The 25,984-nt window shown below is 71.6% G+C and carries 23 protein-coding genes; 14 read left to right on the top strand and 9 right to left on the bottom strand.

Annotated elements, in window-relative coordinates:
• Nucleotides 1-25: 25 nt before the first annotated feature.
• From gndA to MRBLWH3_RS15325, 3 genes are all read right to left on the bottom strand, one after another.
• Nucleotides 26-1,627, bottom strand: a complete 1,602-nt coding sequence (gene gndA / locus MRBLWH3_RS15335; protein ID WP_363433641.1) for an NADP-dependent phosphogluconate dehydrogenase — start codon at nucleotides 1,625-1,627, stop codon at nucleotides 26-28.
• A 175-nt stretch (nucleotides 1,628-1,802) separates the two neighbouring features.
• Complete coding sequence (locus MRBLWH3_RS15330; RefSeq protein WP_363433639.1) at nucleotides 1,803-2,315, bottom strand: gluconokinase; 513 nt, start codon at nucleotides 2,313-2,315, stop codon at nucleotides 1,803-1,805.
• A 20-nt stretch (nucleotides 2,316-2,335) separates the two neighbouring features.
• The gene (locus MRBLWH3_RS15325) at nucleotides 2,336-3,736 is read right to left on the bottom strand and encodes a GntP family permease (protein WP_363433636.1); all 1,401 of its coding nucleotides are present in this window, start codon (nucleotides 3,734-3,736) and stop codon (nucleotides 2,336-2,338) included.
• Nucleotides 3,737-3,880: 144 nt separating this feature from the next.
• Between MRBLWH3_RS15325 and MRBLWH3_RS15320 the strand changes: the two genes are divergently transcribed.
• On the top strand, nucleotides 3,881-4,657 hold the full coding sequence (locus tag MRBLWH3_RS15320; protein ID WP_363433633.1) for a FadR/GntR family transcriptional regulator: 777 nt from the start codon (nucleotides 3,881-3,883) through the stop codon (nucleotides 4,655-4,657).
• Here MRBLWH3_RS15320 and MRBLWH3_RS15315 read toward each other — a convergent pair.
• Entirely contained in the window at nucleotides 4,642-4,764 is a 123-nt protein-coding gene (locus MRBLWH3_RS15315; protein ID WP_262927523.1) for a hypothetical protein, read from the bottom strand. The genes MRBLWH3_RS15320 and MRBLWH3_RS15315 overlap by 16 nt on opposite strands.
• Nucleotides 4,765-5,045: 281 nt before the next feature.
• Between MRBLWH3_RS15315 and MRBLWH3_RS15310 the strand changes: the two genes are divergently transcribed.
• Nucleotides 5,046-5,681 (top strand): 50S ribosomal protein L25/general stress protein Ctc, encoded by a 636-nt coding sequence (locus MRBLWH3_RS15310; protein WP_363433630.1) that lies wholly within the window; start codon nucleotides 5,046-5,048, stop codon nucleotides 5,679-5,681.
• A 120-nt stretch (nucleotides 5,682-5,801) separates the two neighbouring features.
• Nucleotides 5,802-6,386, top strand: a complete 585-nt coding sequence (gene pth / locus MRBLWH3_RS15305; RefSeq protein WP_363433627.1) for an aminoacyl-tRNA hydrolase — start codon at nucleotides 5,802-5,804, stop codon at nucleotides 6,384-6,386.
• Between the two features lie 434 nt (nucleotides 6,387-6,820).
• Here the strand turns inward: pth and MRBLWH3_RS15300 are convergent, their stop codons facing one another.
• The gene (locus MRBLWH3_RS15300; protein WP_363433625.1) at nucleotides 6,821-7,453 is read right to left on the bottom strand and encodes a hypothetical protein; all 633 of its coding nucleotides are present in this window, start codon (nucleotides 7,451-7,453) and stop codon (nucleotides 6,821-6,823) included.
• 71 nt (nucleotides 7,454-7,524) lie between these two features.
• Here MRBLWH3_RS15300 and mfd point away from each other — a divergent pair, with 71 nt between their 5' ends.
• The 4 genes from mfd to MRBLWH3_RS15280 all read left to right on the top strand — a co-directional run bounded on the left by mfd (nucleotide 7,525) and on the right by MRBLWH3_RS15280 (nucleotide 14,344).
• Complete coding sequence (gene mfd / locus MRBLWH3_RS15295; RefSeq protein ID WP_363433622.1) at nucleotides 7,525-11,151, top strand: transcription-repair coupling factor; 3,627 nt, start codon at nucleotides 7,525-7,527, stop codon at nucleotides 11,149-11,151.
• Between the two features lie 107 nt (nucleotides 11,152-11,258).
• A complete protein-coding gene (locus MRBLWH3_RS15290) occupies nucleotides 11,259-11,858 on the top strand; it encodes a gamma carbonic anhydrase family protein (RefSeq protein WP_363433619.1) in 600 nt (199 codons plus the stop codon).
• 52 nt (nucleotides 11,859-11,910) lie between these two features.
• The gene (locus MRBLWH3_RS15285; RefSeq protein ID WP_363433616.1) at nucleotides 11,911-13,608 is read left to right on the top strand and encodes an MFS transporter; all 1,698 of its coding nucleotides are present in this window, start codon (nucleotides 11,911-11,913) and stop codon (nucleotides 13,606-13,608) included.
• 28 nt (nucleotides 13,609-13,636) lie between these two features.
• On the top strand, nucleotides 13,637-14,344 hold the full coding sequence (locus MRBLWH3_RS15280; protein ID WP_363433613.1) for a DUF2652 domain-containing protein: 708 nt from the start codon (nucleotides 13,637-13,639) through the stop codon (nucleotides 14,342-14,344).
• A gap of 56 nt (nucleotides 14,345-14,400) precedes the next feature.
• On the opposite strand, the gene MRBLWH3_RS15275 is transcribed toward MRBLWH3_RS15280, so the two are convergent.
• Both MRBLWH3_RS15275 and MRBLWH3_RS15270 read right to left on the bottom strand, forming a co-directional pair.
• Nucleotides 14,401-14,571 (bottom strand): hypothetical protein, encoded by a 171-nt coding sequence (locus MRBLWH3_RS15275; protein WP_363433611.1) that lies wholly within the window; start codon nucleotides 14,569-14,571, stop codon nucleotides 14,401-14,403.
• A 60-nt stretch (nucleotides 14,572-14,631) separates the two neighbouring features.
• Nucleotides 14,632-17,304 (bottom strand): phosphoenolpyruvate carboxylase, encoded by a 2,673-nt coding sequence (locus MRBLWH3_RS15270; protein WP_363433609.1) that lies wholly within the window; start codon nucleotides 17,302-17,304, stop codon nucleotides 14,632-14,634.
• Between the two features lie 163 nt (nucleotides 17,305-17,467).
• Between MRBLWH3_RS15270 and nhaA the strand changes: the two genes are divergently transcribed.
• Genes nhaA through hisS form a run of 3 tightly spaced genes read left to right on the top strand, consistent with a single transcriptional unit; the run spans nucleotide 17,468 to nucleotide 20,662 of the window.
• Nucleotides 17,468-18,628 (top strand): Na+/H+ antiporter NhaA, encoded by a 1,161-nt coding sequence (gene nhaA, locus MRBLWH3_RS15265; RefSeq protein ID WP_363433606.1) that lies wholly within the window; start codon nucleotides 17,468-17,470, stop codon nucleotides 18,626-18,628.
• Complete coding sequence (locus MRBLWH3_RS15260) at nucleotides 18,583-19,365, top strand: MazG family protein (RefSeq protein WP_363433603.1); 783 nt, start codon at nucleotides 18,583-18,585, stop codon at nucleotides 19,363-19,365. The genes nhaA and MRBLWH3_RS15260 overlap by 46 nt, the downstream gene beginning before the upstream one ends.
• Nucleotides 19,366-19,396: 31 nt before the next feature.
• Nucleotides 19,397-20,662 carry a histidine--tRNA ligase gene (gene hisS, locus MRBLWH3_RS15255; protein WP_363435561.1) on the top strand — a complete coding sequence of 422 codons (1,266 nt, stop codon included), beginning with the start codon at nucleotides 19,397-19,399 and terminating at the stop codon, nucleotides 20,660-20,662.
• A 110-nt stretch (nucleotides 20,663-20,772) separates the two neighbouring features.
• Here hisS and MRBLWH3_RS15250 read toward each other — a convergent pair whose 3' ends face one another.
• Nucleotides 20,773-22,026 carry an APC family permease gene (locus MRBLWH3_RS15250; protein ID WP_363433600.1) on the bottom strand — a complete coding sequence of 418 codons (1,254 nt, stop codon included), beginning with the start codon at nucleotides 22,024-22,026 and terminating at the stop codon, nucleotides 20,773-20,775.
• Between the two features lie 78 nt (nucleotides 22,027-22,104).
• Here MRBLWH3_RS15250 and MRBLWH3_RS15245 point away from each other — a divergent pair, with 78 nt between their 5' ends.
• Both MRBLWH3_RS15245 and MRBLWH3_RS15240 read left to right on the top strand, forming a co-directional pair.
• Complete coding sequence (locus MRBLWH3_RS15245; protein ID WP_363433598.1) at nucleotides 22,105-22,545, top strand: YdeI/OmpD-associated family protein; 441 nt, start codon at nucleotides 22,105-22,107, stop codon at nucleotides 22,543-22,545.
• A 255-nt stretch (nucleotides 22,546-22,800) separates the two neighbouring features.
• Nucleotides 22,801-23,628, top strand: coding sequence for an SGNH/GDSL hydrolase family protein (locus MRBLWH3_RS15240; RefSeq protein ID WP_363433595.1), 828 nt, complete (start codon nucleotides 22,801-22,803; stop codon nucleotides 23,626-23,628).
• Here MRBLWH3_RS15240 and MRBLWH3_RS15235 read toward each other — a convergent pair.
• Nucleotides 23,615-24,121 (bottom strand): VOC family protein, encoded by a 507-nt coding sequence (locus MRBLWH3_RS15235; RefSeq protein ID WP_363433592.1) that lies wholly within the window; start codon nucleotides 24,119-24,121, stop codon nucleotides 23,615-23,617. The genes MRBLWH3_RS15240 and MRBLWH3_RS15235 overlap by 14 nt on opposite strands.
• Before the next feature lie 324 nt (nucleotides 24,122-24,445).
• Between MRBLWH3_RS15235 and MRBLWH3_RS15230 the strand changes: the two genes are divergently transcribed.
• Together MRBLWH3_RS15230 and MRBLWH3_RS15225 are read left to right on the top strand one after the other, a co-directional pair.
• The gene (locus tag MRBLWH3_RS15230; RefSeq protein ID WP_363433590.1) at nucleotides 24,446-24,970 is read left to right on the top strand and encodes a CPBP family intramembrane glutamic endopeptidase; all 525 of its coding nucleotides are present in this window, start codon (nucleotides 24,446-24,448) and stop codon (nucleotides 24,968-24,970) included.
• The gene (locus MRBLWH3_RS15225; RefSeq protein WP_363433587.1) at nucleotides 24,967-25,971 is read left to right on the top strand and encodes a DUF1648 domain-containing protein; all 1,005 of its coding nucleotides are present in this window, start codon (nucleotides 24,967-24,969) and stop codon (nucleotides 25,969-25,971) included. The genes MRBLWH3_RS15230 and MRBLWH3_RS15225 overlap by 4 nt, the downstream gene beginning before the upstream one ends.
• Nucleotides 25,972-25,984 lie beyond the last annotated feature (13 nt).

The following is a 25,984-nucleotide window of genomic DNA, read 5'->3' as shown; positions in this document are numbered from 1 at the left end:
CGCCCTCGGTACTGCGCGCGACGCGTCAGTGAGTGTCTTCGGCCTCGATCTCGGTGCGGTCCCCCGACCACAGCGTGTGGAAGGTGCCTTCCTTGTCGATGCGCTTGTAGGTGTGGGCGCCGAAGAAGTCGCGCTGGCCCTGGATGAGGGCGGCGGGCAGGCGTTCGGCGCGCAGGCCGTCGTAGTACGACAGCGACGACGAGAACGCGGGCGCCGGGATGCCGGCGCCCGCCGCGGCCGACACGATCCGGCGCCACGCGCCCTGTGCGCGGCCGAGTGCCTCGACGAAGTACGGCGCGGTGAGCAGCACGGGCAGCTCGGGCTGGGCGTCGTAGGCGTCGGCGATGCGGTTGAGGAACTGCGCGCGGATGATGCAGCCGGCGCGCCAGATCTTCGACACGGCGCCGAGGTCGATGGTCCAGTCGTACTCGGCGGCGCCGGCGCGGATCTCGTCGAAGCCCTGCGAATAGGCGACGATCTTCGAGGCGTACAGCGCGAGGCGCACGTCCTCGATGAAGGCGTCGGCGTCGTCGACCTCCAGCCCCTCCTCGGGCCCGGGCAGGTCGCGCGAGACCTCGCGCTGCTCGGGGTGGCTCGACAGCGAGCGGGCGAACGTCGCCTCGGCGATGCCCGAGACCGGTACGCCGAGCGACAGCGCGGTCTGCACGGTCCACGCGCCGGTGCCCTTGGCGCCGGCCTGGTCCAGGATGACGTCCACGAGGGGCCGGCCGGTGGCGGCGTCGACCTGGCGGAGCACCTCCGCGGTGATCTCGATGAGGTACGACTCGAGCTCACCGCGGTTCCACTCGGCGAAGACCTCGGCGATCTCGGCGGGGCTCTTGCCCGTGCCGCGGCGGATCAGGTCGTAGGCCTCGGCGATGAGCTGCATGTCGGCGTACTCGATGCCGTTGTGCACCATCTTCACGAAGTGGCCGGCGCCGTCGTGGCCGACGTGCGTGACGCACGGCTCGCCCTCGGCGACCGCGGCGATGGACTTCAGGATCGGGCCGAGGGTGACCCACGACTCGTCCGAGCCGCCGGGCATGATCGACGGACCGTTGAGCGCGCCCTCCTCGCCGCCGGAGATGCCGGCACCGACGAAGTTGATGCCGGTCTCACGCACGGCCCTCTCGCGGCGGATCGTGTCGGTGAACAGCGCGTTGCCGCCGTCGACGATGATGTCGCCCGGCTCGAACACCTCGACCAGCGAGTCGATGACCGCGTCGGTGGGGCGGCCGGCCTTGACCATGATGACCGCGGCGCGGGGCTTCTGCAGCGACGCGGCGAACTCCTCGTACGAGAACGCGGGGACGAACTCCGCCTCGGGGTGCGTCTGGGTCAGCTCGTCGGTCTTGGAGCGGCTGCGGTTGTACACAGCGACGGTGTTGCCCTCGCGGCTGGCCAGGTTTCGGGCGAGGTTCGACCCCATCACCGCGAGACCCACGACGCCGATGTTCGCCGTCCCGGCAGCAGCAGACGCCGGACCTCCGGCCTCGGGAGTGGGACGCTCGACGTCCTCGGGGGCCGGCGCGGCTTCGTGCGCCTGCGTCGCCTCGTCAGGCGCCTGGTCCTGATCCGTCGAGATGTTGGTCTGGCTCGGGTTGCCGGAAGAATCGATGGAAGACACACGCACTCCTGGGGTTAAGTCGTCTTTTCAGCCTAAAGTCTGGCGCGTCCGTGTTACACGGCATGGCCGAGTGCTCACGCGGCGGCGGGGCCGGTTGTGAGCAGGTCCGGGTGTCGCGGCTCGCGGCTGACGTGACGAGCCTAGCCCGGGAGCGTCGTCGCCCTCCGCCGGCGCGTCACGCGCCTTCGAGGCGGAGCGCCGATGCGACGAGCGCCGCCTGGTCCTCGGGCGCCAGCGCGATATCGACGTCGATCGCCTGCTCGTCGGGTCCGGGCGGCTCCAGAGTCGCGAACTGGGAGTCGAGCAGCGCCGGGGGCATGAAGTGCCCCTGTCGCCGCATCATGCGGTCGCGCACGACCGCGGCGTCTCCCGTGAAGTTCACGAAGGTGACGTCCTCGCGGCGGAGGATGTCGCGGTAGCTGCGCTTGAGCGCTGAGCAGGTGACGATGCCGGGTTCGCCCGCAGCGCGGCGCTCGTCGATCCATGCGGCCACGAGCTCCAGCCACGGGATCCGGTCCTCGTCCGTCAGCGCGTGGCCGCGTCGCATCTTGTCGACGTTGGCGGCCGGGTGGAGGTCGTCGCCCTCCTGGAACGGCCACCCGAGCCTGCCGGAGAGCATGGCCCCCACGGTCGACTTGCCGGTGCCCGACGGACCCATCAGCACCAGGATCGGCGGAGTCGACCGCATCCGTGTTCCCCTCTCCTCGCTCATACGAACACCCCGATGATGAGCACGCCGATCAAGCCGACGACCGAGATGAGGCACTCGAGAACCGTCCAGCTCTTGAGGGTCTGCGAGATGCTGAGGCCGAAGTACTCCTTGATGAGCCAGAAGCCCGCGTCGTTGACGTGCGAGAGGAACACCGATCCCGAGCCGATGGCGAGCACGAGGAGTGCCGACATGGCCGGGTCGAGGCCTTCGGTGAGCGGCTGCAGGATCCCGGCCGCGGTGATCGTGGCGACCGTGGCCGACCCGGTGGCGACGCGGATCACCGCGGCCACGAGCCAGGCGAGGAAGAGGATCGACAGCCCCGACTCGGCGATGAGGCCCGCGATCACGTCGCCGATGCCGGTGTCGACGAGCACCTGCTTGAACCCGCCGCCGGCGCCGACGATGAGCAGGATGCCGGCGATCGGGCCGAGCGAGGAGCCCACCGACTTCGCGATCTCGGCGCGGCCGAAGCCGGCCCCGCCTCCGAGCACGAAGAAGCCGACGATCACCGCGATGAGGAGGGCGATCGCGGGCGTGCCGAGGAAGTCGATCACGGCCTTCGCCGGCGAGGTCGAGCCTGGGGCGACGATGTCGGCGATCGCGCGGGCGAGCATGAGCACGACGGGCAGAAGGATACTCACGAGCGTCGCGGCGAACGACGGACGCCGGGTCTGCTGCTCGCCCTCATCCTCGGCGGTGACGAACAGCTCGGGCACGGGAACGCGCACCCACCGCGCGGCGAGGCCCGAGAACAGGGGGCCCGCGACGATCACCGCCGGAATCGCGACCAGCACGCCGAGTGCGAGGGTGAGGCCGAGATTGGCGCCGAGGATGTCAATCGCCGCAAGCGGGCCGGGATGCGGCGGCACCAGCCCGTGCATGGCGGACAGGCCGGCGAGCGTCGGGATCGCGATCTTCATCAGGGGCAGGCCGGAGCGGCGGGCGACGAGGATGATGACCGGCACGAGCAGGACGAGGCCGACCTCGAAGAACATCGGCAGGCCGATGATCGCTCCGATGAAGCCCATGATCCAGGGAAGGCTCCGGGCACTGGCGCGGGCGACGAGCGTGTCGACGATGCGGTCTGCGCCGCCGGAGTCGGCGAGCAGCTTGCCGTAGATGGCACCGAGGGCGATGAGGATGCCGACGCCGCCCATCGTCGCGCCGAAGCCCGTCGTGAAGCTCACGATCGTCTTGCCGGGCTCGAACCCGGCGATGATCCCCGTGGCGATGGCGCCCATCATCAGGGCGAGGAAAGGGTGCACCTTCAGCCACGTGATCAGCACCACGATGATCGCGATGCCGATGACGGCGGCGGTGAGCAGCTGCCACGGCGGGGCGACGGGTGTCACTTCGACGGCGGCGGCCGGCAGGGAGAGAAGTCCGGAGAGATCCATGAGCGTCCTTGATCGAAACAGGGTCGGTCTTTGACCCGCGGTTTAGTCTGACGTGAACGCTGACTACTGTCAATATGTACGACATAAAAACCGGCTGACGCGCGAATGTCGGATGATACGTGCCCGGTGGGGCACAATCGGACCATGGCAGACACGCCTCACGGAAGCCCCGTGCACGACGCCCTCGTCGAGCGGCTCGGCGCCGCGATCGTGCACGGCGAACTTCCGGCCGGTTCGCGGCTGCTGACCACCGAGCTGGCCGAGTCCTCGGGTGCCTCCCGGTCCGCGGCGCGAGAGGCCGTCAGGGTGCTCGAATCCCTCGGGCTCGTGCAGGTGCGCCGCAAGGCGGGGATCGAGGTGCTCCCGGTGGAGCAGTGGAACGTCTACGCCCCCGAGATCATCGCGTGGCGGCTCGACGGGCCCGGACGCGCGCGGCAGCTGCACGAGCTGAGCGAGCTGCGCGGCGCGGTCGAGCCGCTCGCGGCCCGCCTCGCGGCTGCCCACGCGACCGACGCCCAGCGTCAGGAGCTCGTGGCTGCAGCGCTGCGGATGGCGCGACACGACCAGCACGCGTCAGAGGCCGAGTACCTCGACGCCGACGTGCGGTTCCACCGCACGCTGCTCGGCGCATCGGGAAATCCGATGCTCGGGGTGCTGGGGGGAGTCGTGCAGGCGGTGCTCGAGGGCCGCACGCGCCACGCGCTGATGCCGCACGAGGCGAACCCCGATGCGGTGCGCTGGCATCGCGACGTCGCGTTCGCGGTCGCGAGCGGGGAGGCGGATGCTGCGTTCGAGGCGATGTCGCGGATCGTCAGCGAATCCGATGCCGCGATGGACGAAGCGGCGGGAGAAGACCTCGCCGAGGTGCCCGAGGAGCGGGAGCGCTCGGGACCCCGGAGGCGAGCTCAGTCCTTGCGGTAACCCTGACGGCCGAGGCTCCAGAACGCGAGGACCGTGCCCAGGGCGCCGACAGCGGCCATGGCGCCGATGAGCCAGAGAAGAGCGTGGCTTGCGAAGCCGTAGTCCATGGGGTCCTCCGTGTGAGCGGGAAGCAGGTGCGTTCCTCATCGTAGCGGGGGCGCTGGTAGACTCTTGTCCGAACTTCGGCGAGGGATGCCTCGCGCCCGTCGATCACGGCGGGCTGCGGCATCCGTGATCGACGCGGTGATGCCGGCCCCACGGGCTTTCCTCACGCGTGCGCGTTCGAGTCGAAGTCACCCCCAATACCCGGGCCCGCCACCGCGCAGGCCGATTCGGAACGGCCCCGCGCCGCCTCAGAAAAGGGCACCACGCCCGCAAGGAGAACCCCATGTCGACCGAGCCCGACACCAAGGTCCAGGCCGAGCTTCGCGAGAGCTTCGGCAAGGGCTTCGCCCGCCGCCTCCGCGCCGCCGGCAAGATCCCCGCCGTCATCTACGGCCACGGCACCGACCCCGTGCACGTCGCCCTTCCCGGCCACCAGGTCTCGCTGCTCATCCGCCGCGCCAACGCGGTGCTCGAGCTCGACCTCGACGGCACGTCGCAGCTGACGCTCGTCAAGGACGTCCAGAAGGACCCGGTCCACCAGATCATCGAGCACATCGACCTGCTCGTCGTGAAGAAGGGCGAGAAGATCCAGGTCGACGTCCCCGTCGTCGTTCTGGGCGAGCCCGCAGCCGGCACCATCGTCAACCTCGACGCGCAGACCGTGTCGCTCGAGGTCGAGGCGACCCACATCCCCGAGCACATCGAGGTCGACGTCGAGGGCCTCGAGGAGGGCACCCACATCACCGCCGGTGACCTCAAGCTCCCGAAGGGCGCGGCGCTGGCCGCCGAGCCCGAGCTGCTCGTCGTCGCCATCGCCGTCCCCGCTGCGGCGATCGCCGCCGAGGAGGAGATCGCCGAGGCCGACGCCGAGGTCGCGGCCGAGCAGTCGGAGGCTTCGGAGGAGGCTGCCGCCGAGTAATCGGACGCCGAGCGATCGGATCGCTTTCCGGCGAGGGGGTGCGGATGCCGCGCCCCCTCGCCGCGTCTTCACGAGGCGCTTCGCCGTCGACGCGGCGCGAGCTGGGGCAGGATGGATGACATGGCAGACACGTGGCTGATCGTGGGGCTCGGCAATCCCGGCCCGCGCTACGAGCTCACGCGGCACAACGTCGGGCAGCTCGTCGTCGACGAGCTCGCCGGCCGCCGCGGCGAGTCGTTCAAGGCGCACAAGGCGAATGCCCGCGTCGTCGAGACGTGGCTGCGTCCCGGCGGGCCGAAACTCGTCCTCGCGAAGCCCAACACCTTCATGAACGTCTCGGGAGGGGCGGTCGCCGGGCTCGCCAAGTTCTACGGCATCGACCCCGACCACGTCGTGGTGGTGCACGACGAGCTCGACATCCCGTTCGACACGATCAAGCTCAAGATCGGCGGCGGCCACAGCGGCCACAACGGCGTGCGCGATGTCGCGAAGGCCCTCGGCACGCCCGAGTTCGCGCGCGTGCGCGTCGGCATCGGGCGTCCTCCCGGACGCCAGGACGCCGCCGACTGGGTGCTCGACCCGTTCGGCACCACCGAGCGCAAGAACCTCCCGATCCTCGTCGGCGACGCCGCCGACGCGGTCGAGCAGCTCGTCGCCGAGGGCCTGCTCGCCACCCAGCAGAAGCACCACGCGCCCCGCGTCTGAGCTCCGTGCGGCGCGGTCGCTCGGGCTTTCTCGCATCCTCACCTGAGCTCCCTGCGGGGCGGTCGCTCGGGCTTTCTCGCATCCTCACCTGAGCTCCCTGCGGGGCGGTCGCTCGGGCTTTCTCGCATCCTCACCTGAGCTCCGTGCGGCGCGGTCGCTCGGGCTTTCTCGCATCCTCATCTGAGCTCCGTGCGGCGCGGTCGCTCGGGCTTTCTCGCATCCTCATCTGAGCTCCGTGCGGCGCGGTCGCTCGGGCTTTCTCGCATCCTCATCTGAGCTCCCTGCGGCGCGGTCGCTCGGGCTTTCTCGCATCCTCATCTGAGGTCGAGAGCCGGGGTGCGGGACTCTGTCGCCGTCTTGCTCCGCACCCCGGCTCACGTCCTGGAATGAGGAGCGAGAGGGGCGGATGCTGCGGCGCCGGGTGCCGCGCCAGGTCAGCCGCCGATGCCGGTCCCGGCGGCAAGCCCTGCGGTGAGGAAGCCCTGCACGACAGCGCCGAAGGCGATGGGGCCGAGGACGGCGATGACGACGGCCGCGATGCCGGCGCCGCGTCCGCGTCCCTTGACGACAGCGATGATGCCCTGCACGAGAGCCCACACGCCGATCGCGGTGCCGACCCAGAACGAGACCTCGCCCATCAGCACCCAGTCGCGCACGGGCGTCAGCACGGACCAGTCGAAGTCGCCGGTGAAGGGCCGTGATGAGATCTGGCGGCCGGCGCCGAGCCCGATGTTGAAGCTCGCGATTGCGGCCGACAGGCTCGCGCCGATCGTGGCGAGGAGTGCGAGCGCGAGTGCGACGATCCCGAGAGCACCGCTGCGCTTCGCGGGAGCGGGCGCTCCGTACGCCGCTGTCGGGGCCACCCCGTAGCCCGCGGGCGCCGCGTATCCGGCCGGCGGTGCGTACGCGCCGGCCGGGGGAGCCGCCCACCCCGGTGATGCATCAGGGAGACCGGGCGTCGGGCTCGCGCCCACCGGGGTCCCGAACGGCGCCGCCCCGGGCGCTGCCCACGCCGCGGGCGGAGCGGGCGGGTTCTGGGGGGCGTGGGACGCGTCGGGCTGGCTCACAGCCTCATCCTAGGAGCCGGGGCCGGACCCCGGCGGACCTCGGTGTCGGCCCTGCGTCGTAGACTCGTGCGGTGACAGTTCCCGGGATCGTGCGCGCCCTCGAACAGGCTGAGCCTTTCCGGGACGCGCTGGCCGCGGCATCCGTCGATGCCGACTTCTCGCTCGTCGAAGGGCTCGACGCTCCGCTCCTGGCGGCACTGCTGGAGCGGCGTCGCGCCGCCGGCAGGCCGCCGCTCGTGCTGCTCCTCGCGCCGACCGGGCGCCGGGCGGAGTCGCTGGGGCCTGCCCTGGGCGCGCTGCTGCCGGGCGCCGAGGTGCTGCACTTCCCGGCGTGGGAGACGCTGCCGCACGAACGCCTGAGCCCGAGCGCCGAGACGGTCGGCGCGCGCCTCGAGATCCTCACGCGCATCGCGCGATGGGATGCCGCGACCCCCCTCGTCATCACGGCGTCGGTGCGCGGCGCGATCCAGCCCCTGGCGGCGGGTCTCACCGAGGTCGAGCCGATCGAGCTCATCGTGGGCGGACGCGGCCACGATCTCGGCGACGTCTCGACGCGCCTCGTCGAGCTCGCCTACCACCGCGTCGACATGGTCTCGCGGCGTGGCGAGTTCGCCGTGCGCGGCGGCATCCTCGACGTCTTCCCGCCCACCGCGCCGCACCCGTACCGCGTCGAGTTCTTCGGCGACGAGGTCGACGAGATGAGGGCCTTCTCGGTCGCCGACCAGCGCTCCCTGCCGGGCGAGGTGCGCGAGGTCGCCCTCCTCCCGAGCCGCGAGCTGCTGCTGACGGATGCCGTGCGCGGCCGTGCCCGCGAACTCAAAGACGAGTTCCCGGGTCTCGCGGGCATGCTCGAGAAGATGTCAGAAGGCATCCCGGTCGAGGGCATGGAGTCGCTCCTGCCCGCCGTGGTCGACCGCCTCGTCACGCTCGTCGACTACCTGCCCGAGGGTGCCGCGGTCGCGCTGGTCGACCCCGAGCGCGCCGTGACGCGTGCGATCACCCTCGGCGAGACCAACCGCGAGTTCCTCGACGCCGCGTGGAGCGCAGCGACCGCCGGGGCCAGCACGCCGATCGATCTGGGTGCCGGCGACTTCCTGACCCTGCCCGAGCTGCGCGACGCCGCCCGCGACCGCAGCGGCGTCTGGTGGACGCTCAGCGCCTTCGATTCGGGACACGCGGATGCTGCGGCTGAGGGCCTCATCGACGACGACATCGACGTCGCGCTCGAGGCCGCGGCCGCGATCCGCGTGCCGGGTTCTGCGGTGCCGTCCTTCCAGGGCAATGTCGAGGGTGCGACCGACCATGTGGGCGCATTGCTCGCCGACGGCTGGCGCGTCGTGGTCGCAGCATCCGGAACCGGACTCGTGGAGCGCGCCCGCGACGTGCTCGCCGAGCGCGGCATCGCGGCGCGCAAGGTCGATGAGGTTCTGCACGCACCTGAGCCGGGCGTCGCGCACGTGGTCGTGAGCGTGCTCGAACGCGGCTTCGAAGCCCCTGACGCCAAGCTGGCGGTGCTCACCGAGTCCGAGTTCTACGGCCGCACGATCGGCGGCGACACCCGTGTCGTCAAGAAGCTCGCGTCGCGCCGCAAGGCCGTCGTCGACCCGCTCAAGCTCACCGCGGGCGATTATGTCGTGCACGCGACGCACGGCATCGGAAAGTTCGTCGAACTCACGCAGCGTGAGGTGTCCAGCGGGGGCCGCAACGCGGTCAAGAGCATGCGCGAGTACCTCGTGCTCGAGTACGCGCCGTCCAAGCGCGGGTATCCCGGCGACAAGCTCTTCGTCCCGACCGACCAGCTCGACCTGCTCTCCCGGTACGTCGGCGGCGAGGCACCGGGCCTGTCGAAGATGGGCGGCAGCGACTGGGCGCAGGCCAAGAGCAAGGCCCGCCGCGCGGTGCGCGACATCGCCGTCGAGCTCGTGAAGCTCTACTCCGCGCGCATGGCCGCGAAGGGCCACGCCTTCGGCCCCGACACCCCGTGGCAGCGCGAGCTGGAGGAGGCGTTCCCGTTCGCCGAGACCCCCGACCAGCTGCAGACGATCGACGAGATCAAGGCTGACATGGAGAAGCCGATCCCGATGGACCGGCTGCTGTCGGGCGACGTCGGCTTCGGCAAGACCGAGGTGGCCGTCCGCGCCGCGTTCAAGGCGATCCAGGACGGCAAGCAGGTGGCGATGCTCGTTCCGACGACGCTGCTCGTCAAGCAGCACCTCGAGACCTTCACCGAGCGGTTCGCCGGTTTCCCGGTGAAGGTGAAGGCTCTGTCGCGGTTCCAGACCGACAAGCAGGCTCGGGAGGTCGTCGCGGGCCTCGCCGACGGCACCGTCGACATGGTGATCGGCACCCACCGGATCCTCACCGAGCAGGTGCTGTTCAAGGACCTCGGCCTCATGATCATCGACGAGGAGCAGCGCTTCGGCGTCGAGCACAAGGACCAGCTGAAGAAGCTGAAGACCAACGTCGACATCCTGGCGATGAGCGCGACGCCCATCCCGCGCACGCTCGAGATGGCGGTCACCGGCATCCGGGAGATGTCGACGCTGCAGACGCCGCCCGAGGACCGGCATCCGATCCTGTCGTACGTCGGTCCGCGCAACGACAAGCAGATCGCCGCGGCGATCCGCCGGGAGCTGCTGCGGGAGGGCCAGGTCTTCTTCGTGCACAACCGGGTGTCGTCGATTCAGCGGGTCGCAGCCCAGCTCGCCGAGCTGGTGCCCGAGGCCCGCGTAGCGGTCGCTCACGGACAGATGGGCGAGCACGCCCTCGAAGAGGTGGTGGACGCGTTCTGGGAGCGTCGCAGCGACGTGCTCGTGTGCACGACGATCGTCGAGACGGGCCTGGACATCTCCAACGCCAACACGATCATCATCGACCGGGCGGACAAGTACGGGCTCAGCCAGCTGCACCAGCTGCGCGGCCGCGTGGGTCGCGCACGCGAGCGGGCGTACGCGTACTTCCTCTATGACGAGCAGAAGCCGCTCAGCGAGACGGCGGCGGACCGCCTCGAGACGATCGCCGTCAACAACGACCTCGGCTCGGGTATGCAGGTGGCGCTGAAGGACCTCGAGATCCGCGGCGCCGGCAACCTCCTGGGCGCCGAGCAGGCGGGCCACATCGCCGGGGTCGGCTTCGATCTGTACCTCCGCATGATCGGCGAGGCGGTCGCCACATTCCGCGGCGAGGAGACCGAGGGGCCGACCGAGCTCCGCCTCGAGCTGCCGGTGCAGGCTCGCATCCCCGAGTCGTACATCGACAGCGAGCGGCTGCGCCTCGAGGCGTACCAGAAGCTCTCGGCCGCGGCATCCGTCACCGCAGCCCCCGGGGCGATCGATCTCGTCATCGAAGAGCTCACCGACCGCTACGGCGAGCCGCCCTCGGAGGTCGAAGGCCTGCTCGCGGTCGCCCGCCTGCGCCGCCGTGTCGGTCAGGCGGGCCTCGCCGACGTCGTCGCCATGGGACCGAACCTGCGTATCGCCCCGGCGAACCTGCCCGACTCGATGCGCGTGCGCCTGCAGCGCCTGCATCCCAAGGCGAAACTCGTCGCCGGGGGAGACGCGATGGTCGTGCCCCTTCCCACGGCGGGCGGCGAGGTGCTCGGCGACGACGAGCTCATCGCGTGGGTCGCGCAGCTGATCGAGCAGCTCTGGCCGGAGAAGAAGACGGATGCCGCAGCCGAGGCCGCGGCCGGCGCCTGACGCCGTTCCCGCGTCCCCGCTCACTCCTGATCTCGGAGACATGCCGGCGTCGCGCACGTGTGACGGCGCTACGCTGGCCCCATCGACGAAGGCGGGAGGCAGGAACGATGCGGTTCGAGCACCTCGGGGCACAGCCCCGGATCCATCCCGACGCGGTCGTGGCGGCGACGGCGGTGATCAGCGGCGATGTCGAGATCGGCGCGGACTGCCAGGTCCTGCACGGCGCCGTGATCACCGCTGAGGGCGGCGCCATCACCCTCGGGGCGAACGTGATCGTCATGGAGAACGCGCTCATCCGCGCCACCGCGACGAACCCGGTGCACATCGCCGACCACGTGCTGGTCGGGCCGATGGCGAGCGTCTCGGGCGCGGTGATCGAGGAGGAGGTGTTCCTCGCCACCGGCACACGCGTCTTCAACGGCGCGCGCATCGGCGCGCGCAGCGAGGTGCGCATCAACGCGGTCGTGCACCTGCGCACGACGCTCCCCGCCGAGTCCACCGTGCCCATCGGCTGGGTCGCGGTGGGCGACCCGGCGCAGATCCTGCCGCCGGACCGCCACGAGGAGATCTGGGCAGCGCAGCGCGAACTCGACTTCCCGGGTTACGTGTTCGGCCTCGACCGGGAGACGCCCGACCTCATGGTGCAGCTCACCGAGCGTTACGGCCGCAGCCTCGCGCGCCACGCCGACGACCGTCCGCTGGGCTGAACAAGGGCGTCGAATACTGGCCATCGCAGTATCCCCGGCCTAGAGTCTCCGCATGGGCCGTCTGGGGACCCGTTCGAGACTCGACCAGGCACTGGGTGCCTTCTCGAGCAATTGGCGCAACGTCAATCTGCGGCGCGCGCAGCTGAGCTTCCTCGGTGCGTGGACGGCGGAGTGGGCGTTCACGGTCGCCCTCGGCATCGTGGCGTACAACGACGGCGGGGCGCTCGCCCTGGGGCTGGTCGGTCTGCTGCGGATGCTGCCGTCCGCGGTCCTCGCGCCGGTGCTGTCGCCGTTCGCCGACCGGGGCCGCCGCGAGCGCGTGCTCGTGGTGGTGTCGATGCTGAGGGGCGTGGCGACCGCCCTCGCCGCCGTGATGGTGGCTGTCTCGGGCCCGATCGCCGTGGTCTACGCCCTCGCGGTGCTGTCCACGATCGCCGCGACCCTGTTCCGCCCGGCGCACTCCGCGCTGCTGCCCACGCTGTGCCGTACCGGGCATGAACTGGCGAGCGCGAACGTCGTGCGCGGGCTGCTCGATTCGGTGGCGACGCTCGTGGGTCCGCTCCTGGCAGCCATCGTCCTCGCGTTCGCCGACGTGTCGGTCGTGTTCGCGGTTGCCGCGGCCGCTTCTCTCTGGGCGGCGCTGCTGCTGTTCCGCGTGCGCTACGACGCGCCGCCGCGGCCACCGGCACCGCGCCGGGACCTCCTGAAGGAGGCGGTCGAAGGGCTGCGCGCCGTCGGTCGCAGCCGGGATCTGCAGCTCATCCTGGGGCTGGCGGCGGCCCAGTCGCTCACGCGCGGTGCGCTGACGGTCTTCTCCGTCGTCGTCGCGATCGAGCTGCTGCACACGGGGGAATCCGGCGCGGGCGCGCTGATGGCCGCCGTGGGCGTGGGAGCGGTCGTCGGTTCGCTCGCTGCCTCCCTGCTGGTGGGCACCGGGCGTCTGGGCGCGTGGTTCGGGGTCGGCGTGGGTCTCTGGGGTCTGCCCATCGCCCTCGTCGGGTTCTTCCCGCAGCAGGCGGCCGCCCTCTTCCTGCTCTCCTTCGTCGGCGTCGGCAACGCGCTCATCGATCTCGCCGGATTCACCCTGATCGGACGGCTGGCGGCCGACGCGGTGATGGCCCGGGTGTTCGGGGTGCTGGAGAGCCTGGTCGCGGTCTCGATCGGCATCGGGGCCATCCTGGCCTCTGGGGTCATCGCGTGGGTCGGCGTCGAGCGGGCGCTGATCGTGATCGGCCTGGTGTGTCCCGTGCTGGCGCTCGCGTCATGGTGGCGCCTGCGTCGCCTGGATCGATCGGTCGACGCGCTCGACGTCGAGGTGTCCCTCTTGCAGCAGGTGCCGATGTTCCAGCCGCTGCCGCTGCCCTCGATCGAGCAGCTCGCCCGCGGACTCGAGCCGGTGGACGTGGCGGCGGGGACACCCGTCTTCACCCAGGGCGACGTGGGCGATCGCTACTACGTGATCGAGAGCGGCACGGCAGACGTCATCGGAGACGGCAGGGTCGTGGCGACGCTCGGCGAGGGGGAGGGGTTCGGCGAGATCGCGCTGGTGCGCAGAACGCGTCGAACCGCTACCGTGACAGCGCATACCGCTCTCCGCCTCAAAGCGCTCGCAGCCGACAGGTTCACGGCGGTCGTGCTCGGCTACGCGCCCAGTGCGCAGGCGGCCGCGACGAGCGTCGATCAGCGGCTCGACCGGTTCGCGCCGGATGAGCCGCTGGGCGACTCCGGTCGTCGTGAGCCGGGCGGATGACCCGGACTGATCGAGAGGGATGTGCGGCATGACGACATCGAGAACGGCCCTGCTGATCGCCGACATCGGCGGCTACACCGAGTACATGGGCTCGCACCGCCTGACTCTCGCACACGCCGAGGTGAACACCGCCAGGATGCTCGAGAGCATCGTGCACGCCGCCCGGGGCTTCGACCTCGTCGAGATCGAGGGCGATGGCGCCTTCCTCTCACGCCGGGCGGGGCAGCGCGATCCCGACACGACGCTGGCCGACATCCTGCAGGTCGCCGTCGCGATGCACCGCGCGTTCCATCTGGAGCGCGAGTACATCGTCCAGAACCTCTGCCCATGCGGAGGATGCCGCCAAGCCCGCGATCTGAAGCTGAAGTTCGTGGCGCACGTGGGCGATGTCGCGACGCAGAGCATCAGCGGCAGATCCAAGCTCGTGGGGATCGACGTGATCCTGGTGCACCGGCTGCTCAAGAACTCCGTCGAGATCCCCGAGTACGTCCTGCTCACCGAGGACCTGTACCGGGCCGACACGCCATCGCTTCCCGACGCCGTCGGCGAGATCACCCCGAACCTCGAGGGGATCGGCAGCGTCCGGGCCTACTTCGTCGACGTGGCCGACCTCGACGGCGTCGTCTCTGAGGCGCCCAAGCCCTCTCTCCGCACCCGCCTCGGGAGCACGTTCTCGGCGGTGGGCCGGGGTCTGCCGTACATGGTCGGCACGAAGAAGCCCCGTCGCGCCCGCTAGCGCAGACGACGAGGACAACGGATGCTGCGGGCCGCAGCATCCGTGAATCTCCGACGTCAGTCCCAGACGAGGCCGCAGTCGCGGCAGCCGAACTCGAGGTGGTCGACCCAGCCGTCGTCGAGGTGGCCTCGACGCTCCCACTCGATCCGGAACCACCGCGGTTCGGCCGCCCGCACATCGAGCGACCCGCACCAAGGGCAGACTTCGGCGACGACGATCCGTGCCATGGGCGCCACGGTACGCCGGGGTGGCGGCGATCGCCGGTGCGACGCGCGGCGCCGTCCGGGTCAGCCCGTGTTCTGCAGACCCGCGGCCACGCCCGACACCGACAGCAGGAGCAGGCGCTGCAGTTCGGGGTCGACCGGCGCGCCCTCCGGGGCCTCGCGCAGCGCTCGGAGCGCGCGCAGCTGGAGCAGCGAGAGCGCGTCGACGTAGGGGCTGCGCATCTTGACGGCGCGCTGCAGGACCGGCTTGTTGCCGAGCAGCTCGGTGCCTCCGGTGATGCGGATCACCCAGTCGCGCGTGAGGCTCATCTCGTCGCGCACGAGGCCCGCGAGGTCGTCGCGGTCGCCGAGCTCGAGGTAGTGCAGTGCGATGCGGTCGTCGGTCTTGGCGAGGCTCATCGCGACGTTGTCGATGAGCGTGCGCAAGAGCGGCCAGTCCTGGTACGCCTGCTGCAGCAGCGGCTCGTCGCCGACGGCCTCGAGCGCTGTTCCCAGGCCGAACCACCCTGCAAGGTTGATGCGCGCCTGCGTCCACGCGAACACCCACGGTATGGCGCGGAGGTCTTCGAGGGACTCGACCGACAGCCCGCGGCGCGCCGGGCGCGAGCCGAGGGCGAGCAGGCCGATCTCCTCCATCGGCGTCACGCGCGCGAACCAGGGCGCGAAGCCGGGGGCCTTGACGAGCGAGAAGAAGCGCTCGCGGGATGCCGCGTCCATCGTCGCCGCGACGCCCGCGTACCTCTCCGCCGCGGCACGGTTGCGCTCCTCGTTAGAGGGCGACGAGGCCAGCAGGATCGCCGCGGCGACCTGGTCGATGTGTCGCATCGCGATGGCGGGGTCGCCGTAGCGGGCGAAGATGACCTCGCCCTGCTCGGTCAGCTTGAACCGGCCGTCGACCGAGTGCGGAGGCTGCGCCATGATCGCCGAGTTCGCGGGCCCGCCGCCGCGGCCGAGGGCGCCGCCGCGGCCGTGGAACAGGGTGAGCTCGATGCCGTTCTCGTCGGCCCAGGCCGCGATCTTCGCCTGCGCCTCGTACAGCGCGAGGTTGGCGGCGACGGGGCCGACGTCCTTCGACGAGTCCGAGTAGCCGAGCATGACCTCGAGGCGCCGGCCGGTGGCCTCCAGACGTGCGGCGAACGCGGGGTGCTCGACGATCTCGGCGAGGATGCGGGGCGCTGCCTGCAGGTCGGCGAACGTCTCGAACAGCGGGATCACGTCGAGCACCGGCGGCGTGCCGTCGGGCCCGACGGCGAGCGCCGCGAGCTTGTGCACGTTCGCGAGGTCCTCGGCGGACTGCGTGAACGACACGATGTACCGGCCGGCGGCGCGAGGGCCGTAGCGCTCCTGCAGGAACCCGACCGTGCGCACGACGTCGAGCACCTCTTCGGCGAGCTCGCTGCGCGGCGCGCCCGACTCGAGCTCGGCGAGTACCTTGGCGTGCACGGCGGAGTGCTGACGCACCTCCAGCTCGGTGAGGTGGAACCCATACGTCTCGACCTGCCACAGCAGCTGCTGCAGGTGCCCGTAGGCCTGGCGCGGCGCCCCGGCCTGGACGAGCGAGTCCTGCACGACGCGGAGGTCGGCGAGCAGGTGCTCCGGGTCGCGGTAGGCCAGATCGGCGTTGCGGGCGCGGGTCGCCTCGATCTTGCGGGCGATCAGCAGGAGGATGCGCCGGTGCGGCTCGTCGGGGGAGCGCTTGGCGATGTCCTTCGCGGCGTCCTCGTCGGCGGCCTTGAGGCGACGCCACAGGGCGAGCAGCGCGTCGCTCGGCGGCGTGGTCGAGGCGTCCAGCGTCATGGTGCGGCCGATGCGGCTGGTCGTGCGCTCCAGGCCGATGAGCACGTGCTCGCTCGCGATCGCTGAGGCCTTGCGGGTGACGGACGCCGTGACGAACGGGTTTCCGTCACGGTCGCCGCCGACCCACGAGCCGACGCGCACGAACGGGCGCACGACGGGAGCGCGGCCGCCCGCGGCGGGACCCTGGAGAGCGTCGTCGACGCGGCGGTACACGTGAGGGACCGCGGTGTAGAGCGTGTCGTCGAACACGGCCATCACCGCGCGCACCTCGTCGGTGGGCGCCGGCTTCTCGGGCCGCAGCGGCGCGGTGCGCCACAGGGTGTCGATCTCCTCGAGCATGCGGCGCTCGGCGCGGCGTTCGTCCGCGCCGCCGCGGAGCGAGGCGTCGTGTTCCTCCAGCAGCGTCGCCAGCCGACGGATGCTCGTCGACACCGCCCGCCGACGAGCCTCCGTCGGGTGGGCGGTGAACACCGGGTGGAACCGCATGCTCTGCAGGCGCTCGAGCGCCGTGTCGTCGCCCACCTCGGCGGCCAGGCGCACGAACGCGGCGGCGACCGAGTCGGTCGCCTGCTCGCGGTCGGGGCGGCCGTCGCGCTCGCGGAGCACGCGCACGCGCTGGTGCTCCTCCGCGAGGTTCACGAGGTGGAAGTACGCGGTGAACGCGCGGGCGACCTCGTCGGCGCGGGCGATGGTGAACGAGTCGGCGATCGCGGCGGCGCGGGCGAAGGCCTCCGGCGTCTCATCCGTGTACGCCTGGATCGTGGCGGTGCGCAGCCGCTCGACATCCTCGTAGAGTCCGGGCGATCCGCTCTCCCTCAGGACCTGACCGAGGAGCGTTCCCAGCATGCGGACGTCGCCGCGCATCTGCTCGGGGATCGCCTGCTCAGCCTCGTACCGCCCGACGAGGTCGATCGCTTCGGTGTGGGTGAGTTCACGCATCTCCCCAGGCTAACGGCGCGGTGTTTCCCCGAAGTGACGGTGGACGCTGTGTGACGATCGGCCGCCGGACGGTCGGGTGAGCGCTCGCTACACTGACCCGTGGAGCGCCGGGAAGTCTGGTCGGCACGTCCTCGTCGACCCGCGATTCCCTCACGGAGGCCAGATGTCGCTTCTCCGCTCCGCCCGCTTCCCCGCGATCATCCTCCTCATCGCGGCGGCACTCGGACTCTTCGTCGCCAACTCGGCATGGGGTCCCGCCGTGGACGACGCCATGCACGCGTCTCTCGGCATCCCGGGCGTGTTCGAGCTCAGCCTGTCGCACTGGATAAAAGACGGCCTCCTCGCGGTCTTCTTCTTCGTCGTCGCCGTCGAGCTGCAGTACGAGCTCACGAGGGGCCAGCTCAACTCGGCGCGCACCGCGCTGCAGCCCGCGATCGCCGCGGCCGGTGGCGTTCTGATCCCGATCGCGGTCTATGCAGCGATGGCGTGGGGATCGGACGCGACCGCGGGGTGGCCGATCCCCACTGCGACCGACATCGCCTTCGCGCTCGGCGTGCTCGCTGTCTTCGGTCGCGGGCTTCCGTCCGCCCTCCGGGTCTTCCTGCTCGCGCTCGCGATCCTCGACGACATCGTCGGCATCGTGTTCATCGCGGTGCTCTTCACGAGCGGCGTGAACTTCGCGGCGCTGGCCGGGGCCGCGGTCGCCGTCGTCGCGTTCGGCATCCTGAGCCGGCAGCTCGACACGCGGGCCCGCGTCCCGATCGCGGTCGTGCTCGTGGTACTCGCGGTCACGACCTGGGTTCTCGTGTATCTGTCGGGCGTCCACGCGACGATCGCGGGCGTCGTGCTCGGGCTCGCCATGGCGCAGCGCCCCGCGCTGCGCGTGAGGCACGAGCTGGAACCGTGGGTCAACGTCGTCGTGCTTCCGGTCTTCGCGTTCTCGGCCGCGCTGGTGCAGATCCCGTCGGTGCCGCCGTCGGACCTGTCGCCGGCGTTCTGGGGCGTGCTCGTGGCGCTCCCGGTGGGCAAGGTCGTGGGCATCTCAGTGTTCGGGTGGATCTCGCTGCGCGTCGCGCACCGGGGGAGCGCTTCCCCGCTCGCGTTCGCCGACCTGCTGGCAGCCGGGGCCCTGGGCGGCATCGGGTTCACCGTGTCGCTGCTGCTGTCGGAGCTCGCGTTCTCCAGCGCCGCCGCGCTGCGTGACCAGGCCACGCTCGGGGTGCTCGCGGGTTCGGTGATTTCGCTCCTCCTGGCCGGAGGGCTCGTATCGTGGCGGGCATGGCACTATCGACGCCGGGCGGCGACGGCATCCGTGACAACGTGAACGACCCCCACTCGCCGGGTGCGCCCGACCCGCTGCGAGAGGCGGCCGACGTCATGCGCGCGGTGCGGGACCGCTGCGTCTGGACGCAGCAGATCGACCACCGCGCCCTCGTCCCCTACCTCGTGGAGGAGAGCGCCGAGCTCATCGACGCCGTCGAGGACGGCTCGCGCGACGAGCTGCGCGAAGAGCTCGGCGACCTGCTCTGGCAGGTGCTGTTCCACTCCGAGATCGCCTCTCGCGACGAGGACGACCCTTTCGACATCGACGACGTCGCCCGCGGGCTCACAGACAAGATGGTGCGGCGGCATCCGCACGTCTTCGGCGAGGCCGTGGCGACGACGCCGGAGGAGGTGCTGATCCACTGGAACGCCGCGAAGGCCGCCGAGAAGCACCGGCGTCGCTCCGTCCTCGACGGCGTGAGCGAACGGATGCCGAGTCTGGCGCTCGCCCAGAAGCTCCTGTCGAAGGCATCCCAGGTGGGGCCAGAACCCGGGCGAGTACAGCAGGTGGGCGGGAGTGCGGGTCGTTCCCTACCCCTCGGCGAACAGGTGCACTCTCGCGGAATCGCGATCGGCGGGCCGACCACGGAGGCCGAGCTCGGCGACGCGATCCTCGCCCTCGTCGCCACGGCCCGGTCGAACGGGTGGGATGCGGATCGCGCGCTGCGCGAGCGCCTGCGCGGGCTCGAGCGCGAGATCCGCGCGGCCGAGGGCACCCCGGAGGACCTGGAAAGATAGGGGCGTGGCATCCGTCAATCCGCCGCGCGGCATGCGCGACTTCCTCCCCGCTGAAAAGGCCCGTCGCGAATCCGTGCTCGCCGTGATCCGCGAGCGCTACCGCGCGCACGGGTTCGACGAGATCGAGACACCGGTCATGGAGGAATACTCGCGGCTGCATGCGGGCATCGGCGGCGACAACGAGAAGCTCGCCTACAACGTGCTCAAGCGCGGCCTCGACGCCGACGCGATCAGGGATGCCGCCGACGACCCGGCCGGTCTCACCGATCTCGGCCTGCGCTATGACCTGACCGTGCCGCTCGCACGGTTCTACGCCACTAACCGCGGACAACTGCCCTCGGTGTTCCGCTCGGTCCAGATCGCTCCCGTCTGGCGCGCCGAGCGTCCGCAGAAGGGGCGGTACCGCCAGTTCGTGCAGTGCGACATCGACATCATCGGCGACGCGTCCGCGCGCGCCGAGGCCGAGCTCGCCGTCGCCACGCTCGACACGCTCGACGCGCTCGGGCTCGAGGGCGGCAGCATCCGCATCAACGACCGGCGCGTCCTCGACTGGATGCTCGACAGCTTCGGCTTCACCGCCGGCGAGCGCCCGGGCGTCCTGATCACGATCGACAAGCTCGACAAACTCGGCCCCGACGGGATCGTCGCCGAGCTGCGCGAGCGGGGTGCGACGGCGCAAGCAGTGGACGCGTTCGAGGTCTTCCTGCGCCGCCCGACGACGCTCGAATACAGCCCCTACGGCGAGCGGCAGATCCGCAAGGCGCTTCCCGAGGCAGCGCCGGACGAGATCATCGCGCACCTGGCCGGCGTCGGCTCGGCGGTGGCGGCAGCCCGCGCGACGGGGATCGAAGGCGACATCCCGCTGGTGTTCGACCCGTTCCTGGTGCGCGGCATGGGCTACTACACCGGCACGATCTTCGAGCTCGCCCACCCCTCGGTCGACTACTCGCTGGGCGGCGGCGGCCGCTATGACGGCATGATCGGCCGCTTCCTCGGCCAGGAGGTGCCCGCCGTCGGGTTCTCGATCGGCTTCGAGCGCATCGTCGACCTCGTGGCGGAGCGGACGGATGCCGCGGCCCCGGCCGTCGTGCTCGTCCACGACCGCGACGTGACCGAGGCCGAGTTGCTCGCGCTCAAGGCGGCGCTGGTGCGCCAGGGCTCGCGCGTGCGCCTGGAGCAGCGGACGAAGAACCTCAAGGCGCTGCTCGAGCGCGCGGCCTCCGACGGCTATTCGGCCTTCGCGACGGTCGCCGCCGGTGCGACCGCCGACGCTCTCGAGGTGAAGCCGCTCGCCTGACCCGGGCCCTCTCCGTTGAGGCGACGGTCCGAGGACGAGACCGTGGGATCGACCCGCCGTCTCGTCCCACGACTGTCGTCTCTCACGGGTGGAGGTGACGCGCGCGGGGATCACCGGGAGGCGGCGCCGCGGAGGCGGAGCGCACGATACGCGACTCCGACGGCCACCACCGCCACGCCGGCCACGACGGACTGCCACGGCAGCGTCACCGCGAGGACGAGGCATCCGATGCCCCCGATCACCTGGAGCGCGATCGGATACCGGCGCGCGTCACCGCGCTGGCGGAATGCCGCGACATTGGCGACGAAGTAGTACAGCAGCACGCCGAACGACGAGAAGCCGATCGCGCCGCGGAGGTCGACGAGCGCCACGAGCAGCACGACGACCACGGCTGCGGCGAGCTCCGTGCGGTGCGGCACGTGCCAGCGCGGATGCACGGCGTCGAAGAAGCGGGGAAGGTCGCCCTCGCGCGACATCGCGAAGGCGGTGCGGCTCACCCCGGCGATCAGCGCGAGCAGCGCGCCGAGCGACGCCGCAGCGGCGCCGATGCGCACCACGATGTCGATCCACGCCCAACCGGACTGTGCGGCCGCATCGGCGATGGGCTCGGTCGATGACGCGACGGCGTCGGGACCGAGGGCGCTCAACACCGCGACTGCGACGACGGCGTAGACGGCCAGCGCGATGGTGAACGCGATCACGATCGCCCGGGGGATCACGCGGCGCGGGTCGCGCACCTCCTCGCCCATCGTCGCGATGCGCGCGTACCCGGCGAATGCGAAGAACAGGAGTCCGGCGGACTGCAGGATCCCGTAGCCGCCGCCCGCCCAGAGCGTCCCGGCGGTGAACCAGTCCGGCGCCTCGCCGCCCGAGAAGGCGGCCGTGATGGCCGCGGCGAGCGCGCCGAGCGAGATCACCACGATCACCCGCGCTGCGCCGGCGGTCCGGGTGACTCCGAACCAGTTGACAGCGGTCAGCATGACGACGGCCGCGATCGCGACCGGGCGTTCCCAGCCCGCGGGTGCGGCATACGCGGCGAACGTCAGTGCCATCGCCGCGCAGCTCGCGATCTTGCCGATGATGAATCCCCAGCCTGCGACGAACCCCCACCACGGGCCGAGTTCCGCGCGTCCGTACGCGTACGTTCCGCCCGACGTCGGGTACGCGGCGGCCAGCTGCGCCGACGAGGTCGCGTTGCCGAACGCCACGACGGCGGCGATCGCGAGGCCGATGAGGAGACCGGTGCCCGCGGCATCCGCCGCCGGCGCCCACACGGCGAAGACGCCCGCGCCGATCATCGAGCCGAGCCCGACGAAGACGGCGTCACCGAGTCCGAGTCGACGCTGGAGGGCGGGGGAGGTCACGGGCGAACTTTAGCCTGCGGGGGAGAAGCGACGCCGCCGGGCTTCCCGCGCGCCGTCCGCGCCCGCGAGGATGGGCGCATGACGCTGCAGATCCACACCGTGCTCGCGCCGATGGGCCCGGCCACCGCGATCGAACTCACCGATGGGCAGGTCGCCGACCTCGGCGGAGGCAAGCGCGCCGCCGTCGTCGTCGGAATCGGCGGGCGCAGCGCGCGAGTGCGCCTCGGCGTGATGGGCGGCCGCAACCTCATCGGTCTCTCGAAGGCGGTGCGTGCGGAGCTCGGCGTCGAGATCGGCGACGAGGTCGACGCGACGATCGACCTCGACACCGCGGAACGCGAAGTGGAGGTGCCCGCCGACCTGGCGGCAGCGCTGGATGCCGCGGGCGCGCGCGCCGCGTTCGACGCCCTCGCTTTCACGCGCCGCAAAGAACTCGCGCGCGCGGTCACGGAGGCCAAGCGCCCCGACACCCGCGAGCGCCGCGTCGCTGCCGCGGTGGACGAGGCCTCCGTCCCGTAACCGCCCGAGCCCCGCACCGGCGCCCCTCCCCGTCGCGGCGACCCGCCGCGGTCGACCCGCATCAACGGCCGGCTCTGGCGAGTCGCCGGGCCGATGCGTCTGCGGCCACTTTTCTGGCGAGTCGCCGGGAAACGCGATTCTCTCGGGCGATCGTGGCGACTCGCCAACTGGTCCCCGTGGCCCACGCGGATCCCCGCACCCGCCTGGTCACCGGGACGACCCGGCCTGTTCATTCCGATCGGGTGGCATGGACGCATGACGTTGTCGCGGGAGGTGTTCAGGCGGTCCGCGGCCGTCGCCACGGCGGGGATCGCGGTGGGCGCGGGGATCGTCCTCGTCGGCGGACGTGCGGTGCTGGAACGCCAGGCGGCGGTCGCTCGGCGGCGCATCGGCAAGCCGCTGGGCGAGGAGGCGCTCGACGCCGACCGCGTGTGGGGCCGTCGCTTCGACGGACCGCCGCTCGAGTTCGTCGTGCTCGGCGACTCGATCGCGGCCGGGCTCGGGGCCCAGCGCCGCAAGGACACGCTCGGCGCCCGCCTGGCGAAGGGACTCGCACGCGCCGAGCGCCGGCCGGTGCGCCTGCGGACGGCCGCGATCGTGGGCTCGGAGTCGTCGCTGCTCGCCGCGCAGGTCGACGCCCTGCCTGCCGACTATCGCCCCGACGCCGCCGTGATCGTCGTCGGCGGCAACGACATCACCCACCGCGTGCCGGTGTCGACGTCGGTCGGCCACCTCGAGCAGGCGATCGTGCGGCTGCGGGCGCGCGGAGCGGTGGTCGTCGTCGGAACGTGCCCTGACCTGGGTGCGCTACGGCCGGTGCCGCAGCCGCTGCGCGCACTCGGCTCGCGCCTCTCGCGGCAGCTCGCCGACGCGCAGGCCATCGCCGCCGCCCGGACCGGAGCGCGTGCCGTGTCGCTCGGCCGGGCGGTCGGGCCCTTCTTCGTCAGCCAGCCCGACGAGATGTTCAGCCTCGACCGGTTCCACCCCAGCTCGCTGGGCTACCGCCGCACCGCCGAGGCACTGCTGCCACCGCTCCTCGCCGAGTTCGAGGCCGCCAGGGAGGACCCGGTCAGCCCGTGCTGACCGAGGCGGCCCATTCCGCGACTCGTGCGGCGCTCTCCTCGTCCGACAGGTCCTCGACCCGCGTCATGATCGACCACCGGACCCCGAACGGGTCGCGTACGCTCGCGTAGCGGTCGCCGGAGACGAACGTCGACGGTTCCTCCCTCACCGTCGCCCGCGCAGCCACCGCACGAGAGGTCGTCGCATCAGCATCCGCGACGTAGACGCCCAGCGAGTAGCAGTCGTCTTCGCCCTCGGGTGCGGGGACGAGCCCGTACGCGGGGGAGGGCTCTCCGATCTGGAGGAAGCCGAGGCCGGAGTCCAGCCCCGCGTGGACGACGAGCCCGTCGAACTCCGTGACATCGGTCACTCGCGCGCCGAAGACGTCGCGGTAGAAGTCGAGAGCCTCCCTCGCCCCGCGGATCGCGAGGAACGGGGTGAGGCTGGTCGCCCCGTTGGGGCGGCCGGCGGTGGTGTGCGCACCGGTCACGCCGGTGGTGTTCTCGGTAGTCATGGCCCCATGTTCGCGAGGGCGGATGCCGCGGTCTTGGAGATTCGCGACACCCCCGCCCGCGCGTGTCGGGGCAGCGCACTACCGTGACGGGGGTGACGGATCCGACGCGGGGAGTGCTGTACCCCGACCGCTTGCCCCGCTTCACGCGGCTTCCCCCGCGGGGCGTGGCATCCGCTCTTGTCGAGTGGTTCTGGATTCCGCAGTGGGACCTTCCCGACGGCGTCGTGTCGCGGCAGCCCGTCCTGGGCTACCCGGCGGCCAACCTCGCCGTCGAGCCGGACGAAGTCACCCGCGGGCGCACCCCTGCCCCCGGTCGGAGTCCTGGTGGCCCTGCAGCTGGCGATGATCCCGCTGGGCGCGGTCGTCAACAGCGTGCTCGCGTTCGGCGAGGAGCTCGGCTGGCGCGGATGGCTGCAGACCGCCCTGATGCCGCTCGGCACGTGGCCGGCGCTGCTGGTCACCGGCGCGGTGTGGGGTCTGTGGCACGCTCCGGTCATCCTCCTCGGCTACAACTTCGCCAGGCCCGACCTCGTCGGCGTGCTCTTCATGGTCGGAGGCTGCGTCGCCTGGGGCATCCTGTTCGGCTGGCTGCGGCTGCGCAGCACGTCGGTGTGGCCGGCAGCCCTCGCCTACGGTTCACTCAACGCCGCCGGCGGTCTTCTTCTCCTCCTCGCCGGCGCGGGTGTCGTGCCCGACATGGCCCTCGTCGGCCCGCTGGGCGTCGTCGCGTGGGCACTCGTCGCCGTGGTCGTGCTCGTCATCGTCCTCGCGGGCCAGTTCCGTCCTGGAACGCCCGCCGCGAGCGCCGCTCCCGCCGTCGCGTACATGCCCGAAGGAGGCGCCCGATGACCATCACGGATCGCGCGGTGCGACGCTTCGTCCTGGTCGCGGTGTGGCTCCCGATCGTGCTGGTCGTCGGAGGCGTCGCCGTGCAGCTCGCGCTCCTGCCGCAGGTGCCGTCGACGGTCGCGGTGCATCGGAACGCGGCGGGGGAGGCCGATGGCTTCCTCCCCGCTTGGACGCAGCCGCTGATGACGGTCGCCTTCGGGCTCGGCATCCCATTGCTGATCGTGCTGACGACCCTGCCGGGGCTTCGCCGCGGAGAGCGCGGCGCGACTTACCGGCTCATGGGGGCGACGGCTGCGGCGACCTCCGCGCTCACGACGACGGCCTTCACCCTCACGTTCGCGATGCAGGCGGGTCTGGACCGTGCGAGCGAGGCGCCCGCGGTCTGGGGCGCGCTCGCGGTGTCGATCGCCACGAGTGCTGCGGCCGGCGCGGCAGCCTGGTTCCTCCAGCCTCGCCAGCACGCCGCCCACGGTGCGGTCGCGCCGGCGAAGCCGCTGTCGCTGCGAGCCGGCGAGCGCGCCGTGTGGGCGCGGGCCGCCTCGATGAACACCGGCGCCGCCATCGCGATCGTCGCCGCGGTGCTCGCGATCGGGGTCGCAGCCGTCGTCGCCTGGGTGACCGGTGCCTACCCGCTGCTGGCCGGGCTCTTCGGCGGGATCACGCTCGTGCTTCTCGCCTTCGCGGCGACGACGCTCGCGTTCCACGTGCGGGTGGACGACACCGGTCTGCACGTCGACTCGTTGCTCGGATTCCCGCGGCTCCACGTGCCGCTGACGGACGTGGCCTCGGCGGCATCCGTGGACGTGAATCCGATGGGCGAGTTCGGCGGGTGGGGTCTGCGCCGGAGCACAGGTCGCCGGTTCGGCATCGTGCTGCGCGCGGGGGAGGCGATCGAGGTGGGGCGTCGCAGCGGCAAGCGGTTCGTGGTGACGGTGGACGACGCCGTGACCGGCGCCGCTCTGCTCGAGGCGTTCGTCGCCCGCGCGGCCTCCAGGCCTTGACGCCCGGCGGCGA

Origin of the sequence: Microbacterium sp. LWH3-1.2 (assembly GCF_040675855.1) — a bacterium.
Taxonomy (GTDB): Bacteria; Actinomycetota; Actinomycetes; order Actinomycetales; family Microbacteriaceae; genus Microbacterium.
This window is presented reverse-complemented; position numbering and strand designations above follow the sequence as displayed.